Raw genomic sequence first — 14,714 nt, 5'->3', positions numbered from 1 at the left:
CCCGGAAAGGGGGTTTATTGTTATGAACTTGCCTTCGCATTACGGCCGGTCGGATGTCAAACCAGTCTGATCCTTCTTCGGCAGAGACTTCACAACTAGCCGGTAGGAGTCGTCGATCATCTCTTTTATAGTCCGGGACGGGATGCTTCCATCCATCGTAATAGTATTCCAGAGCCGCTTGTTCATATGATATCCGGGTGCAACCGCCGCGAACTGTTCCCTCCATTCGATAGCCTTCTCGGGGTCACACTTTACATTGAATTCCAACTGGGCAGTATCCAGCCGCGCCAAAAGAAACAGCTTTCCCTTCACTTTAAAGACCAGGACGGTCTCTCCAAACGGAAACCCCTCTTCCACTTGCGTTCTTTGCCAGACAATATTCCCTTATACTTTCAATATCCATAATTGAATAAGGCTTTACGCATGAGATAAATTAACTATGCACTTGGTCCGCATAGTCAAAGACTAAGTTACAAAATGTCTTTACACCCAGCTTGAAACCTGATTCGTCGATATAAAAGTCAGCCGTATGGTGCGGAAAGGCCGTATGGGGATCCTGTCCTTTTTTCATACCCCCCAGAAAGAAGAAAAAGGAAGGAACCTTTGCCCCAAAGAAGGAGAAATCCTCGGACCCGGTGACCGCGTCCATCCAGAGAACATTATCCTCACCCGCGGTCGCCTGCAGCGAGGGAAGCATCTTTTTCACGAGGGCCGGGTCGTTGTACGTGATCAGGGTCTTGTTGTCGATGGACAGCTCGGCGGTAGCGCCGGCGCTCTCGGCGATCCGGGTCACGGTCCTGTACATACGCTCATGGATGCTCCGCTGCATACCCGTGTCCAGGGTTCGGATGGTCCCGGTCATCCCGACTTCCTCGGGGATGATATTGGACCTCACGCCTCCGTTGATCACACAGACGGAGATGACCGCAGCATCCTTTGTCAATTCGGTCTGGCGGCTGATAATAGTTTGGAGACCCTCGATGATCTGGGCTGAAACGACCACCGGATCGATACCGGCCCAGGGCTGCGAGCCGTGGGAACCTTTCCCGTGTACTTTTATAGTGAACCAGTCCGAGGCCGCCATCGCACCCTCGCTGCGGTATTTGATCTTACCGACCTCTGTAGCGGAGTTGATATGAAGCCCAAAAACCACGTCCACCTTTGGGTTTTCGAGGACTCCCTCTTTGATCATCAGCGGCGCGCCACCTTCCTCACCCGGAGGCGGACCTTCTTCGGAGGGCTGGAAGATGAATTTTACCGTTCCCTTCAGACTGCTTTTCATTCCCGACAGAACCTCCGCCACGCTCATCATGATAGCCATATGGGAGTCATGTCCGCAGGCGTGCATCACGCCGACCTCCTGACCACCAAAGCTGGATTTGACCGTCGAGGCAAAGGGTACCGGCGTCCTTTCGACGATGGGCAGGGCATCCATATCGGCCCTGAGTCCGATGACGGGTCCTGGCTTATCACCTTTCAATATGCCTACTACTCCGGTCTTCCCCACCCCTTCCTGTACTTCCAGGCCGAGAGCACGGAGATGATCGGCGATGATCTTTGCCGTCCTCGTCTCGTGATTGCCGAGTTCGGGATGCTGGTGGAAATCCCTTCTCCAGGCGATGGTTTTGGGTTCGATCCTGTCGGCAGCTGCGTTAATCGCGGCGCGGATCGTTTCGCGGGTAGCCCCGGACGTGGTTGCGGCTGAAACCTTTTTTGTGCCTGTGTTGTAAAGGTCAGAAGAATGAGAAAGCAAGGGAGGAGGCTTTTCATGCTGCAGGGGTGTTGGTATTTCTAAATATACCGATTCCCCATCAATGCGCAGGGAGGAATATTGTATATTGTGGCCGTATTGACAGTTCTGTTTCGACATATTGCTTTTCTAAAGACGGTTTTTCTATATAGTATCACGGCTTTTGGCGGGCCGCAGGGGCACTTCAGCATGATGTTGAAGACCTTTGTATATCGGAGGAAGGATGTGACCGAAGAAGAGTTGATCGACTACAACGCATTTTGTCAGTTGTTGCCTGGCGCTTCCTCTACGCAAACGCTTACCCTTATCGGATACAAACGGGGTGGCGTTGTGCTCGCGATGCTCACGCTTATTATCTGGACCTTACCGGCTTGCATCCTGATGGGTCTGTTCTCCTTCTTTCCGATGAAGAGTGCGGGTCTTTTTCGTTTCATCGGACCGATGACCATCGGGTTCCTTTGTTTTGCCGCACAGAAAGCCTTTTCTATCTCTGTACACAATACCATCACTCGGGTGATCCTCGTCATCAGTACGATCGTGACCTTTTTACTTTTCAAGGCGCCGTGGATCGTTCCCTGTCTGCTGGTAGGCGCTGGGTTCGTGACCAGCATCAGCAGCCGGCGTATCCCGCAGAAGGACGTTCTGCCGAAGAAGGTCAAGTGGGGGAATATCTGGTTGTTTGCCGTCATCTTCCTTCTGGCGGGTACCAGCTTCCGAACTGGCGAAGAACAACAACTGGCCGAGTCGCCGGCCGCTGAACCTTTTTGAGAATACCTACCGTTTCGGAAGCCTGGTCTTTGGCGGCGGCAACGTGCTGATGCCGATGACCTACGAACAATATGTAGCCCGCCCGCAGTCGCAGACACTGCTGCAGCGGAATCCGAATATCATCAAGATGAACAGGGATGATTTTTACTCCGGCTGGGGGATGGTGCGGGCGATACCGGGCCCGGTGTTCTCCGTTGCCTCTTATATGGGTGGGATCATCATGAAGGACAAAGGCACAGGGTACCAGATACTGGGCTGCTTTATCGCCACCACGGGTATTTTCCTGCCGAGCGCACTGCTCGTGCTATTCTTCTTTCCCATCTGGCACAACCTGAAGAAATACGCCGTCGTCTACCGCGCGCTGGAAGGAATCAATGCGGTGGTAGCAGGGATCATGATCGGCGCTGCGCTGTATATGATGAGAGACCTCCAGACGGCCCTATGGTCAGACATTGTGATGAAGCTGACGGTGATCATCGTGACCTGGCTGCTGCTGAAATATTCCCGGCTGCCTTCGCCTGTGATCGTACTGATCTGGCTGGTCGGCGGGATCGCGCTTAGTTATATTCACTGATCTTATTGGGCTCCGCTCCTGTCGTGGCCGCCGCCATGACCGCCCTGGGGAGCCGACCCGGGCCCCCGCTGTCCCCCGCCGCCGGAATGGTTGCGTGAACCCTGCTGGCCATGATTCCGGGAGCCCTGATGACCGGAAGAATTGTTCCGCGAGTGACCGCCGTGACCACCCGGGCCGCCTCCATGGCCGCCACCGGGTTTGCCGCCAGGCCGTCTCCTGTTGCCACCACCGCCGCCGCGTCCGCCCCGCCCCGACTTGCTGCGGGGAGAATATTCAGGCGCCGGACCGAACTCCGCGGGAACGGGTTCCTTGTCCACGGGCTGGCCGAGCAATTCTTCGATCGACCGGAATTTATTCTGTTCTTTTTCGCTGATGAAGGTAAAGGCGATACCGTCTGTCTCCGCGCGTGCCGTGCGGCCGATACGGTGGACATAGTCCTCTCCGTCATTGGGAACGTCATAGTTGATCACCATTTCGATACTGTCGATGTCGATGCCCCTCGAAAGAATATCCGTCGCAACGAGTATGGGTAAACGCCGGCTTCTGAACTCCAGCAGCACTTGCTCTCTCTCGCCCTGTTCGAGGTCCGAATGGATCTCCTTGACGTTGAAACGGGACCTGCGCAGCTCCGCCGTCAGCTGTTTCACGTTGTGCTTTTCGAGCAAAAGATAAGCGTACTCTTTAGATTAGTTGACTTAAGCAACCATTTTACGAGTGGTATCTTTTGTGGTTCATAGACGACGAATGCCTTCTGGACGATCTTTGCCGGCGGCTTGGAGATCGCAATATTGATCTCTTCCGGATCATGGAGGATCTTTCTCGCCAGATCGCGGATCTTGACGGGCATGGTCGCCGAGAACAAAAGGTTCTGCCTCACCGGCGGAATAAAGGAGATGATCTTCATGATATCGTCATAGAAGCCCATGTCCAGCATACGGTCGGCCTCGTCGAGGACGAGGAATTGGAGCGCCTTCAGCTTCACATAGCCCATATTAAGGTGGGCGATCATTCTTCCTGGGGTACAGATGACGATGTCCGCACCACTCGAGAGCGCCTGCTTTTCCGTAGAGAAACTGCTTCCATCTCCCCCGCCATAGACGGCGATGGAGCTGATCGGAGTGAAATAGGAAAGCCCTTCCAGGTTCTGAGCGATCTGGACAGCCAACTCCCGCGTGGGGACGATGATCAGCGCACTTATCTGATCGTCGTGGCGTGCATTGATAAGCTTGTTGACGATGGGAAGGAGAAAAGCTGCCGTTTTTCCGGTGCCGGTCTGTGCGGAAGCAATAAGATCCCTGCCGTTTAATATAATTGGAATGACCTGTTCCTGTACAGGGGTGGCGTTTTCGTATCCTGAGGCCTCTATGCCTTCGAGGAGGCTTTCGTTAAGGCCGAATTCTTTAAAAGTCAAAATTGAATATAGTTAAAGGGTTAAAGTTCGGTCTTTTTCGATCAATTTATTCACATCTGTTCAAATTTGATAAAATAATAATAAGCCAGGAATAGTGGCACTTGCCGCCGGAACTTTAGTAACTTCCGGCTGGAAACGCTTGCTTGCCGATCTTGTAACTATAGGTGAATGACAAAAATCATGACGGCTGAACATCAACGATTGGCGGTTAACGCTGCCAAAAAGATACCTTTAGAACAATGGGGTCCATATCTGAGTGAAAGACAATGGGGGACGGTTAGGGAAGACTATAGCGCATACGGGGACGCATGGAATTATTTTCCGTATGACCATGCGCATTGCAGAACCTACTTCTGGGGCGAGGATGGATTGGGGGGTATCTCCGACTTTTTCAAAATCTTTGTTTTGCGGTAGCGCTTTGGAATGGGAAGGACCACATTCTGAAGGAGCGGCTTTTTGGCCTGGGTAATAACGAAGGGAATCACGGCGAGGACGTGAAAGAACTCTACTATTATCTGGACAATCTGCCCACGCACTATTATATGGAGTACCTGTATAAGTATCCACAGCAGGAGTTTCCCTACAAGCAGCTGCTGGAGGAGAACCGGAAACGCTCCAGAGACGAGCCCGAATACGAGATCCTCGACACGGGTGTATTTGACAACGACGAATACTTCGACGTGACGATCACCTACGCCAAGCAGAACGCGCGCGACGTTTTTATTCGTATCGACATTCAGAACCGGTATACAGAGGAAGCCCCTATCACGGTCCTGCCTACCCTCTGGTTCTACAACCGCGGCAACAATGACGGACTGGAAAAAAGCCTATCATAACCAGCCGGGACAAGAGCTCCGTGAAGGCGACGCACAGCAGGCTGGGACCCTATTATCTCTATTTTCAACCGGCCGACTATGGCCTGTTCACGGAAAATGAGACCAACACTGAAAAGGTTTCCGGAGTCCCCAACAAGACGCCATTTGTAAAGGACGCTTTTCACGACGCCATCATAGAAGGGAAGAACCTCGAGTTATTGAAGAACAAAAAGAGCGGAACTAAATTCGCCGCCGTTTATAAATATACGCTGGCGCCGGGCGAAACCCGTTCGATCTATCTGCGCCTGAGCAATAAGATCATGGAGAAGCCTTTCAGCGGAGATCCCGCGGGTCTTTTCCAGAGCCGCAAGCAGGAGGCCGACGCCTTCTATCATGCCATACTGCCTCCGCATATCAGCAAGGAGATGGCCGCCGTTCAGCGCCAGGCGCTGGCGGGGCTTCTCTGGAGCAAACAGTATTATCATTTCGACGTCGAGCGCTGGCTGACTACCAGCGACGGCATTTCTCCCGTAAATGCCGGCAAACTGAATGGCCGCAACCATGACTGGAAACACCTGAAAAATCAGGATATCATCGCCATGCCCGATAAATGGGAATACCCCTGGTATGCCGCATGGGATCTGGCTTTTCAGAGCATATCCATGGCGATGGTGGACCCGGTATTCGCCAAGCACCAGCTGATGCTGATCATGCGCGAATGGTATATGAAACCCGACGGGCAGATACCGGCGTATGAATGGAATTTCAGCGATGTCAACCCGCCCGTACAGGCCTGGGCCGCGCTGACCGTCTACAGGATAGAAAAAGAGCGGACCGGCAAAGGAGATATCTCCTTTCTCAAAAGAATATTCCAGAAACTGCTGATCAATTTCACCTGGTGGATCAACCGGAAGGACGCCAACGGCAATAACATGTTCGAGGGAGGCTTCCTCGGGCTGGATAATATCGGAGTTTTCAACCGGAGTCACTCTCTGGGCGGCGATATGCAGCTGGAACAGGCCGACGGTACCAGCTGGATGGGGATGTACGCGCTGAACATGATGGATATGGCGCTGGAGATCGCCATGAAGGACGAGTCGTTCGAAGATACGGCCACCAAATTCTTCGAGCATTTTGTTCTCATCGCCGAGGCGCTCAACGAACACGGCATGTGGAACGAAGAAGACCGTTTCTTCTACGATACGCTGTCCATCGGCGGCTCGCCGGTACAGCTGAGGATCCAGTCCATTGTGGGACTGACGACGCTGTTTGCCGTGAGCATCATCGAGAAGAAGACCCTGCACAAGCTGACCGATTTTAAGAAGAGGATCACGTGGTTCGAGAACTACCGGCTGAAGAACCGGCGGTACTGGCCCAACGAGGAGCACAGCGACGGAGAACAGATCTTGCTGTCGCTCGTGCCGCAGAAGAGACTGATCTATCTTTTGGACCGGCTGCTCAACGAAGAGGAGTTCCTGTCGCCTGGCGGGATCAGGGCCCTGTCAAAATACCACGAACAGCACCCCTACACCATCAACATCAGCGGTATCGACTACAATATCAAATACGACCCGGGAGACTCGACCTCCGACTTTTTTGGCGGTAATTCCAACTGGCGCGGTCCCGTCTGGATACCGATCAACTATATTATTATACAGTCTATCCGGCAGTACGGGAAATTCTATGGTGACAGTCTGCAGGTCGAGTTCCCTGCGGGCTCGGGTAAGTCGATGAATCTCGAACAGATAGCAGACCATCTGACCGCCCGGGTGATCAGCCTTTTCAAAAAGGATGCTACGGGGGCCCGGCCTTCCCACGGGAAGTATAACTGGTTCTACCAGAAACCGGGGAATGAACACCTGCTGCTGTTCTACGAATATTTTCACGGCGATTCCTCGCAGGGCCTGGGCGCCAGTCACCAGACGGGCTGGACTGCGCTGGTCGCGGAATTGATCTCGGAATTAGACGGAAGGGCCCCGGCAACAGAAGCCGGGAAGACGGCGACGTCTGTTGGAAAATAACCCAAATTGGGAAAACGGTCCCATTGTTGGATGTTTGGATGGATGGCACAAGCGCGTATCTCTTTGATTTTTAATGGTTTGAATTAATGGCACTGACTTGGTAATATTCCAGTCAGGAAAATAATCCGACCTATTAAAACGCAGAGTATGAAACGTAACATTTACACCACCACACTGATCGCCGCCCTGATAACCCTGAGCCTTGGTTCTTTTGCCGGCACTACTTATAATATCAACTCCAACAAGAACTGGTCTTCGGTTATGCCCGCGACCTGTGCTTCCTGTACGATCAATATAGCGAACAATGTTACCCTGAACATCGACGCCAACGTAACCTGTCAGAACTGTTCTTTTGCCGGTGGTAATATCACGTTGAACAGCAAGACCCTGAATCTGCAGTACAGCGGTTCGGTGACTACCACTACTTTTTCTTCGGTTACTATGACGGTCAACGGCAACGGACAGGTGGTAGTAAACGCTCCCCTGTCGCTGACGACCAGCGTCTTCACTTTTAATAATAGCTCTTATTTCAATACCAGCTACCAGGTTGACCTGACTTCGAGTGTGGTCTACCTGAACGACAATGCTACGATGATGTCTACAGGTGGCAGCAGCACCCCGATAAACCTGATGACCAACAGCCAGATCGTTATCGGCAACGGATCGCAGACCAGCAATGCAGCCTTCACGGTTAGCGGCCCTACCCTGACCCTGTATGACAACTCTTCGGTCAATATCGGGAATGTAAACAACTCGTATAATAACTGGTCGAACTACGACTATCATCCCAGCACGCATTCTGCCCCGGCCGCAACAAAGACCAAATCGACGCAGAATAACAACCTCAACTGCGGCGGCGCGGCTCCCCACGCCTGTGCGAATCCTGCTGTTTACGGTCCCGCTTCTCTGGGTTCTGCCGGCGCGGTTGCAAATACGACGCTGCCCGTTGTCCTGGTCGGTTTTAGCGCGATCCTGAATAACGACAAGACGATCACGCTGAACTGGGACACGAAGATGGAGGTTAACAGCAAAGAGTTTCGTGTAGAACGCAGCGCTGACGGACAGATCTGGTCGACGATCGGTGTGGTTGCAGCAAAGGGCAACAGCGATATGGCTTCCAACTATGTTTTTACCGACGAAAACCCCTGGCCGGCACCAACTACTACCGCCTGAGGATGAGCGATCTCGACAATAGTTTTGGTTATACGGAAGTAAAGGTTGTTCGTACCAGCCTGGTCAGCTCGGTGAGCTTCTTCCCCAACCCCGCAAAAGAGTATGTTAACGTATCGCTGGGTGTTGCTACCGGCGCCACTACCGCAAAGGCCGACGTTCGTCTGATCAATATGGCCGGACAGGTGATGCAGGAAAAAACAGCGCAGGCCGGTGCCGGTGTGGTGGTTACGTTCGCTGTAGGAAATTACGCTCCCGGCGTTTATATCCTGTCGGTTGTCGACGGGAATGGTGCAAGAGAAAGCCGTCAGCTGATGATTACCAAGTAAGCAAGGTGTTAATAGTTATAATAGGTCGTACCTCCATTTCTATGGAGGTTTTTTTATTTATTAAGCCCCGCGCCGCGGGTCCGCGCTTTTTGCTAACTTCCATCGTCATGCAGTACATACAAAGATCGGTTGCCATCCTTTTAGTAATTACGAGCCTCGGGCTGAGCTCAGTTGCCCAGAAATTATACGTCCCCAATTTCGACACTGCCTGGGTCAAAGACCAGGAACCCTTCCGGATCGCCGGAAATTTGTACTATGTGGGGACCTATGACCTTTGTTCCTATTTTCTGGCCACGCCGAAGGGTCATATCCTTATCAATACCGGTCTGCCCGGGTCGGATACGATGATCCGCAGACACGTCGAGGCCCTTGGATTCAAATTCTCCGATATAAAGATACTCCTCGCGACGCACGCCCATTTCGACCATGTTGGTGCGATGGCGGCGATCAAACGTCAGACGGGTGCAAGGCTGATGATCGGGGAAAAAGACGCCCCGGTAATGGCAGATGGCGGGAATTCGGATTTTGACATGGGGGGTCATGGACCGATGTTCGGGCCGGTGAAAGCCGACCGGCTGCTGCACGACAAGGATCTCGTCTCGCTCGGCGGGACCGTGGTCACGGTGTTGCATCATCCCGGGCATACTAAAGGCGCGTGTAGTTTTGCCGTCACCGTGAAAGACGAGTCGCGCAGCTACCAGGTGCTGATCGTCAATATGCCGTCCATTCTCAGCGAGACAAAACTTCCCTCGATGCCAACCTACCCCGAAGTAGGCCGGGACTATGCTTATACGCTAAGTCAGATGCCGAAGATGCAGTTTGATATCTGGCTCTCCTCCCACGCCAGCCAGTTCGACCTGCAGAAGAAACACAAGCCGGGTGAGGGATACCATCCCGAAGCGTTTTTTGACCGGCCGACTTACGACGCGGAGATCAGGAAGTTGCAGGAGACCTATCACCGGCGGATGGCCTCAAATTTCCACGAACCTGCCCCGGTCAAATGACCTGTACTCATATCGGTGTACGTATCCGAGCTGGTTCGTAACTAACCGCGTTTTCCCGATTTTGAATTCGGGCGTATTGATGTGATGGTGTCCATAGATCCAGCAGTCGGCGCCGGAATCCGCGATAAGATCGAACTGCTCTGAGGCGAAGGCCTCTGTCAGGGAGCTGTTCTTATAGACCCTGGGTAATTCATCAGTGTAGGAACATGATGGGTAACGACGACTGTCGAGTTCTCCCCTCCTTCGCTGAGAGCCGTTTTCATGAACCGCAGAGACTCCTCGTGAAGTAAAGAAAAATTGCGGGGGGTTAAATTCTCTTCCCGGAACCGGATGGCCGAAAAGTCGGAGACGCTTCTCTGCATGTCCCAGTGCAGTTGCGGGCTGATCCGACTCCACAATGTCGTAAAGATCAGTCGCACGCCTTCGTGGACGACAGAACAATTGTTTACCAGAAATAAATTATCCCGGATCTTTTCGAAAAGGGGGTCCTGCTTGTCGGTGATATCGGAACCATAATATTCATGGTTGCCGGGAACCCAGTATACCGAAAAAATGATCACAAACAAAGTCGAAAAATCCGCGGGCATTTTCCTGGTCGCAGAAAGGAACAACATCGCCCGCCAGGACAAGAATATCCCCCGCAGGTTTCAGGGGATGTCTCGCAAGAAACTTTTGATTTTCGGGAAATTCAAGATGGAGATCCGAGCAATATTGAATTTGCATCGTAAATGGATTTGAGGAACAATATTTCCCCTATCCGAAGCAAGACGAAGATACAATAATTATTGGTTCTCTTATTTCATATACTTCTCCAGCGTGGCAAACACCCGGTCACGGATATGCTCCGCGTCGAACATCTCGCCGTAGTGGGGAGCATTCGGGACGACGATCAGTTCGTTGGGTACGCCGGCAAGGGTCAGCCAGGGAATGGAGCATTTTTGATTGCGTGTTTGGAACCGACTCGTCCTTCTCTCCCTGAACGATGAGGAAGGGCGGATCGTTTTTATCGACATAGGTCGCCGGGCTCGCCCTTTTGGCCAGGTCGGGCCGGGCCAGCGGCGTTGCCCCCAGCAGGATGGACACCGGATTGCGCTCATTGTTGATGGAGGTATCGGTACCGCCCGCCAGCATGATGAAGTCGGACGGACCATAAAAGTCGAGCACGCATCGTATCTTGTAATTCGTCGCTCCTCCGGGAGGATAAAAAGGCCTCGATGGCATTGTTGTTCGACAGGCCGATGAGCGACGCGAGATGGCCGCCGGCGGAAAATCCGATAAGGGCGATACGGCTGTTGTCGAGCCGGTACCGATCCGCGTGCTGGTACAGAAATTCCAGCGCCTGCGAGCAGTCCTGGATTTGCGCCGGAAACAGTGCCGTCGTACTGTATCTGTAGTCGATGGACGCCACGGCATATCCTTTCTCCAGGAACCCGCGGACCGTACCGCGCATATAACCCATATCCGCATATTTATCATTCAGCATCCATGCGCCGCCGTGTATCCAGACGACCAGTGGTGTGTGCGGCCCTGCGTTAGCAGGAAGATAGATATCCAGCAGATGCTTTTGCAGCGTATCGCCGGCATAGGGAATATTGGGATAGCTAACGGTACCCGGAGGAAAAATGCTCTTCACTCTCTCCGGCGGTTGGGGCGCACTGGGACAGTTGGTTAGGCTGGGTGTTTCGGGTTGTATTCGGCGGCTTGACCGTCTTTGGCCGCCCGGTGGTCTGGGCCGACGCGGTCGCGGAGGCCAACACGATGGACAAAAGGATGAGGAAAGACTTCATTCGGAGCTCTTAAGTGTAGGCTAATATACCGATTACTTCGCAGACTCATTCCCGCAGCCGGTACCAGCATCCGGCGGTCCTGCTCCCGCCGGTCAACGTCCTGATCGCGCGCTTTGAACCATTGAAGTGAACAACTCATTTATCGTCAGCGACTGATCACCAATGGTCGGCCTGATCCGGGTAATGGCCCAAAAAACCCCTAGTCCCAGGATACAAAGCAGGGAGCCGGGCAGCGGGGCTAAAACCGGGGCGCGGCTGAGGATAGTTAATATAAGATAAGCGCCCCCGAACAGGGCGCCCACTGAGAGCAGGCCGTAGACGACCCTGCTCCTTTTCGACCATCGATATACCATAAATTAAGTATGACAATATATACCTAAATATGCCGGCTATTTGGCTTTCCTTATATATATGTCCCCATTCATCGTCTTCATCATTACCTCGGGTCCGCCGCCGTTGATCTTGCCGTACATCCACTCGTCGATGGAAAGCTTGTACATATGGTTCTCTTCCGTCTTCTTCGTTGCAGGCTGGGACTTGTCCACCGCGACCTCATAATCGGTAAACACGCCACCCCGGTCGGTCTTCAGCTTCAGGTTGGTCTTCATGTCCGCGGGGAAAGTCACGTCCACATTGCCGTTCAGCGTGGAGAAAGCCATCGGCGCCCTGGTATCGACGCTCTTGAAATTGACGATTACCGCGCCGTTGACCGTATTGGCAACGACCGATCCAACCGCATCTTTGACCGTCACCGGACCGTTGACGTTGTTGATCTCCACCGCGCCGCTCACACCGTTGACGGTTATGCTGCCGTCGTTGACCGCACCCAGCTGCAGCGATGTCAGTCCGGCCGGAACCTTTACCATGATCCCCGACAGCTTTGACAGCCCGCCGTTGACCTCTACGTTGTTGTTCCTTTCTTCCGCGGTGACGTTCAGGCCGGACCCCCCGCCGATACGGTGCATTCCGCCCGGGGCCGCCTCGTCGTCCCTATGCTTGCGCGAAGAGTCGCCAAAAACGTCTATCACGACCTCCTTCCCTTCATAAGGCGCTACTTTTATCGATCCATAGAGTACGTGCACATTTACCTTGAACGGTTTACCGGGCTCACTCAGGGGGACCACCAGCTGCTGCTCCTTCGACTGCGCCATGAGCCTGTTACTACCTGCCACCAACAAAATAACACCAGTGAGAAATACAATTCTTATCCTTTTCATATCCTATAGTTTTTGGGATTGTTTTTTTATATAGATATCTCCGTTCATCGTCTCGAACTTCAGGACCCTTCCGCCATTGCCGAATTTTACCCGCCGCGCGATGTCCAGCCTGTACAGCGTACCGCGACTACTGCCCTTCTCGACGTTCTTTACCACGGCGACGGGCAGGGTTTCCGTATTGTCATAATCGGTAAACAGACTGCCGTTCATGCTCTTGAACTGTACGTCGGCGGAGAGATCATCGGGATAGGTGACTTCCAGCGTTCCGTTCAGGGTATAGTAGCTGGACGTATCGGGCGGCACGCGAAGATAGTTGATGGTCACGGGTCCGTTGATCGTCCGGGCTTCGGTCGTACCCTTTGCGTTTTTTATCGTGATCGCTCCGTTCACGTTATGCGTTCTCAGTGTTCCGCCGACGTCGGTGATCGCCAGTCTGCCCTTGTTGACGGTCCGGATGTCGAGGCTCATATCATAGGGAACCTTTACGGTGAACTCCAGCTGACAGCGATATTCGATGTGCCGGTCGTTCCACCGGTTGATACCGCGGCCGCGTGTCGTAGGGCTCGGCCGTATAGACGATGATGCTGTCATTCTTCTGGTCGAAACCGAGTTTGAATTCCTTTTTCCCCGTTTCCAGCTGTTCCTGGGTGCTGGCGTGGATCACTTCGTCGATCTCGATCACGACCTTGTCACCGGCATATCCCCTGGACGTCGATAGAACCTTCGAGATTGTAAATGGCCAGGACCGTCGAGGCCGCCTTTTGCACCGTAAACTCCTTTTTGATATGGTCCTTGAACTCCTGGGCGGAGGCGGCCGTCCCGGCGGCGCATAAGAAGCCCAGTCCCGTGATTCCCATGATCCGGGGAATGAATTTTCTTTTCATATTTTGGTTGGTTTTAGATCAGTCGTGTAAGGGTCTGCTGGATCTTTTGTTCTCACCATTTCATTGAGGTCTTTTTGCTGTAACAGCTCTTTCAATGGCTGTACCGCCTTTTTCTCCTGCAGCCGAAGCATAACGTCGGCCATGGCGGCCTGCACCAGCGGTGACCCCTGCTGAAGGATGGACTGTACCAGCCCCCGCCGCACCGCAGGAACGTCGGCATAGCGGGTTAGCGCGTCGAGCGTCATCAGGCGCACGTTGCTGTTTGGATCATTATTCAGTGTGCTGAACAGCGCGTCCAGCACGTTCTTGTTTACCGACTTGATATCGCTGGCATAGCCGACGCCACGGATGCGCTCGGATGCCGAGGGATTCTCCAGAAGGGCCAGCATCACCATCTCCCGCATTTCGTGCATCTGGACGACAAGGGCTTTCAGCTGTTGTTTTTCGGAGGCGTCGCCGCCCGTGCCGTCGTTGACGCCCGTGCCGGAGGTGCCCCCGGTATCGGCTACCTGCTGGCTGGCGGATGAGCCGGTGATCGTGACGGTGGTAACAGGGCTGTCCTGTTTCGGGGGATTGGTTGCTGCGACAGCTTGCGCCGGCCGGCCTTTGGGGGTGTCGTTCATTCCCCGGCTGATGACGAAGCCAAGGCCCGCGCCGAGTATGAGGACGATCGAGGCTGTAGGCCCGGGTAAAGCCCGGCTTCAGGGCAAACAGCTGCCGGAGAAAAAGGCTATGCCGGGCGGTCTGTTTTCCTGTTCCCGCCGGTACGTCTCGAGCATCGCGTCGAACCGGACCTGCATCTTATCCGACGGCGCGGGGACGGGTATGTTCCCCATCGAATCCCAGAGGTTGTGGTTGGCCTCCATCTGCTGCCGGCATTCGGGACAATCCGCCAAATGCTGCTCCACCTCCGCCTTTTCGGCGTCGGTCAGCTGGTCGTCCATCCATCCGGCCAAATATTGTTTTCCTTTTTCGCAGTTCATA

Annotated in this window: 18 protein-coding genes and 1 pseudogene; 7 read left to right on the top strand and 12 right to left on the bottom strand. The window is 53.6% G+C overall.

The window, feature by feature from the left end:
* Window positions 1–39: 39 nt before the first annotated feature.
* Together ACQ86N_RS44745 and ACQ86N_RS44740 are read right to left on the bottom strand one after the other, a co-directional pair.
* Entirely contained in the window at window positions 40–357 is a 318-nt protein-coding gene (locus ACQ86N_RS44745) for an MmcQ/YjbR family DNA-binding protein (protein WP_431212712.1), read from the bottom strand.
* Between the two features lie 76 nt (window positions 358–433).
* On the bottom strand, window positions 434–1,753 hold the full coding sequence (locus ACQ86N_RS44740; protein WP_431212711.1) for an amidohydrolase: 1,320 nt from the start codon (window positions 1,751–1,753) through the stop codon (window positions 434–436).
* An 87-nt stretch (window positions 1,754–1,840) separates the two neighbouring features.
* Here ACQ86N_RS44740 and ACQ86N_RS44735 point away from each other — a divergent pair, with 87 nt between their 5' ends.
* A complete protein-coding gene (locus tag ACQ86N_RS44735; RefSeq protein ID WP_431212710.1) occupies window positions 1,841–2,518 on the top strand; it encodes a chromate transporter in 678 nt (225 codons plus the stop codon).
* Window positions 2,430–3,092 (top strand): chromate transporter, encoded by a 663-nt coding sequence (locus ACQ86N_RS44730; protein ID WP_431212709.1) that lies wholly within the window; start codon window positions 2,430–2,432, stop codon window positions 3,090–3,092. The genes ACQ86N_RS44735 and ACQ86N_RS44730 overlap by 89 nt, the downstream gene beginning before the upstream one ends.
* Window positions 3,093–3,094: 2 nt before the next feature.
* On the opposite strand, the gene ACQ86N_RS44725 is transcribed toward ACQ86N_RS44730, so the two are convergent.
* A complete protein-coding gene (locus tag ACQ86N_RS44725) occupies window positions 3,095–3,739 on the bottom strand; it encodes a helicase-related protein (protein WP_431212708.1) in 645 nt (214 codons plus the stop codon).
* Window positions 3,736–4,503 (bottom strand): DEAD/DEAH box helicase, encoded by a 768-nt coding sequence (locus ACQ86N_RS44720; RefSeq protein WP_431212707.1) that lies wholly within the window; start codon window positions 4,501–4,503, stop codon window positions 3,736–3,738. The genes ACQ86N_RS44725 and ACQ86N_RS44720 overlap by 4 nt, the downstream gene beginning before the upstream one ends.
* 338 nt (window positions 4,504–4,841) lie before the next feature.
* Between ACQ86N_RS44720 and ACQ86N_RS44715 the strand changes: the two genes are divergently transcribed.
* The 5 genes from ACQ86N_RS44715 (at window position 4,842) to bla (ending at window position 9,842) form a co-directional block, all read left to right on the top strand.
* Complete coding sequence (locus ACQ86N_RS44715; RefSeq protein WP_431212706.1) at window positions 4,842–5,339, top strand: hypothetical protein; 498 nt, start codon at window positions 4,842–4,844, stop codon at window positions 5,337–5,339.
* A gap of 20 nt (window positions 5,340–5,359) precedes the next feature.
* Entirely contained in the window at window positions 5,360–7,339 is a 1,980-nt protein-coding gene (locus tag ACQ86N_RS44710; RefSeq protein ID WP_431212705.1) for an MGH1-like glycoside hydrolase domain-containing protein, read from the top strand.
* 147 nt (window positions 7,340–7,486) lie between these two features.
* On the top strand, window positions 7,487–8,512 hold the full coding sequence (locus ACQ86N_RS44705) for a hypothetical protein (RefSeq protein ID WP_431212704.1): 1,026 nt from the start codon (window positions 7,487–7,489) through the stop codon (window positions 8,510–8,512).
* Window positions 8,513–8,514: 2 nt separating this feature from the next.
* The gene (locus tag ACQ86N_RS44700; RefSeq protein ID WP_431212703.1) at window positions 8,515–8,838 is read left to right on the top strand and encodes a T9SS type A sorting domain-containing protein; all 324 of its coding nucleotides are present in this window, start codon (window positions 8,515–8,517) and stop codon (window positions 8,836–8,838) included.
* A 107-nt stretch (window positions 8,839–8,945) separates the two neighbouring features.
* The gene (gene bla / locus ACQ86N_RS44695; protein WP_431212702.1) at window positions 8,946–9,842 is read left to right on the top strand and encodes a subclass B3 metallo-beta-lactamase; all 897 of its coding nucleotides are present in this window, start codon (window positions 8,946–8,948) and stop codon (window positions 9,840–9,842) included.
* 158 nt (window positions 9,843–10,000) lie between these two features.
* Here bla and ACQ86N_RS44690 read toward each other — a convergent pair whose 3' ends face one another.
* The 8 genes and pseudogenes from ACQ86N_RS44690 to ACQ86N_RS44655 form a co-directional block, all read right to left on the bottom strand.
* The gene (locus tag ACQ86N_RS44690) at window positions 10,001–10,429 is read right to left on the bottom strand and encodes a metallophosphoesterase (RefSeq protein ID WP_431212701.1); all 429 of its coding nucleotides are present in this window, start codon (window positions 10,427–10,429) and stop codon (window positions 10,001–10,003) included.
* Window positions 10,430–10,673: 244 nt separating this feature from the next.
* Window positions 10,674–11,475: pseudogene (locus ACQ86N_RS44685) on the bottom strand (alpha/beta hydrolase fold domain-containing protein).
* A gap of 543 nt (window positions 11,476–12,018) precedes the next feature.
* Window positions 12,019–12,846, bottom strand: coding sequence for a DUF4097 family beta strand repeat-containing protein (locus ACQ86N_RS44680; protein WP_431212700.1), 828 nt, complete (start codon window positions 12,844–12,846; stop codon window positions 12,019–12,021).
* 3 nt (window positions 12,847–12,849) lie between these two features.
* Window positions 12,850–13,314, bottom strand: a complete 465-nt coding sequence (locus tag ACQ86N_RS44675; protein ID WP_431212699.1) for a hypothetical protein — start codon at window positions 13,312–13,314, stop codon at window positions 12,850–12,852.
* 1 nt (window position 13,315) lies between these two features.
* Window positions 13,316–13,528: a hypothetical protein gene (locus ACQ86N_RS44670; RefSeq protein WP_431212698.1), complete on the bottom strand. Its 213-nt coding sequence runs from the start codon at window positions 13,526–13,528 to the stop codon at window positions 13,316–13,318.
* Window positions 13,529–13,535: 7 nt separating this feature from the next.
* Window positions 13,536–13,730 carry a hypothetical protein gene (locus ACQ86N_RS44665; protein WP_431212697.1) on the bottom strand — a complete coding sequence of 65 codons (195 nt, stop codon included), beginning with the start codon at window positions 13,728–13,730 and terminating at the stop codon, window positions 13,536–13,538.
* The gene (locus ACQ86N_RS44660; RefSeq protein WP_431212696.1) at window positions 13,727–14,353 is read right to left on the bottom strand and encodes a HEAT repeat domain-containing protein; all 627 of its coding nucleotides are present in this window, start codon (window positions 14,351–14,353) and stop codon (window positions 13,727–13,729) included. Before ACQ86N_RS44660 ends, ACQ86N_RS44665 begins: the two co-directional genes overlap by 4 nt.
* A 78-nt stretch (window positions 14,354–14,431) precedes the next feature.
* Entirely contained in the window at window positions 14,432–14,713 is a 282-nt protein-coding gene (locus ACQ86N_RS44655) for an anti-sigma factor family protein (protein WP_431212695.1), read from the bottom strand.
* Window position 14,714 lies beyond the last annotated feature (1 nt).

This window comes from Puia sp. P3, from assembly GCF_050632245.1.
Classification (GTDB): Bacteria; Bacteroidota; Bacteroidia; order Chitinophagales; family Chitinophagaceae; genus Puia.
This window is presented reverse-complemented; position numbering and strand designations above follow the sequence as displayed.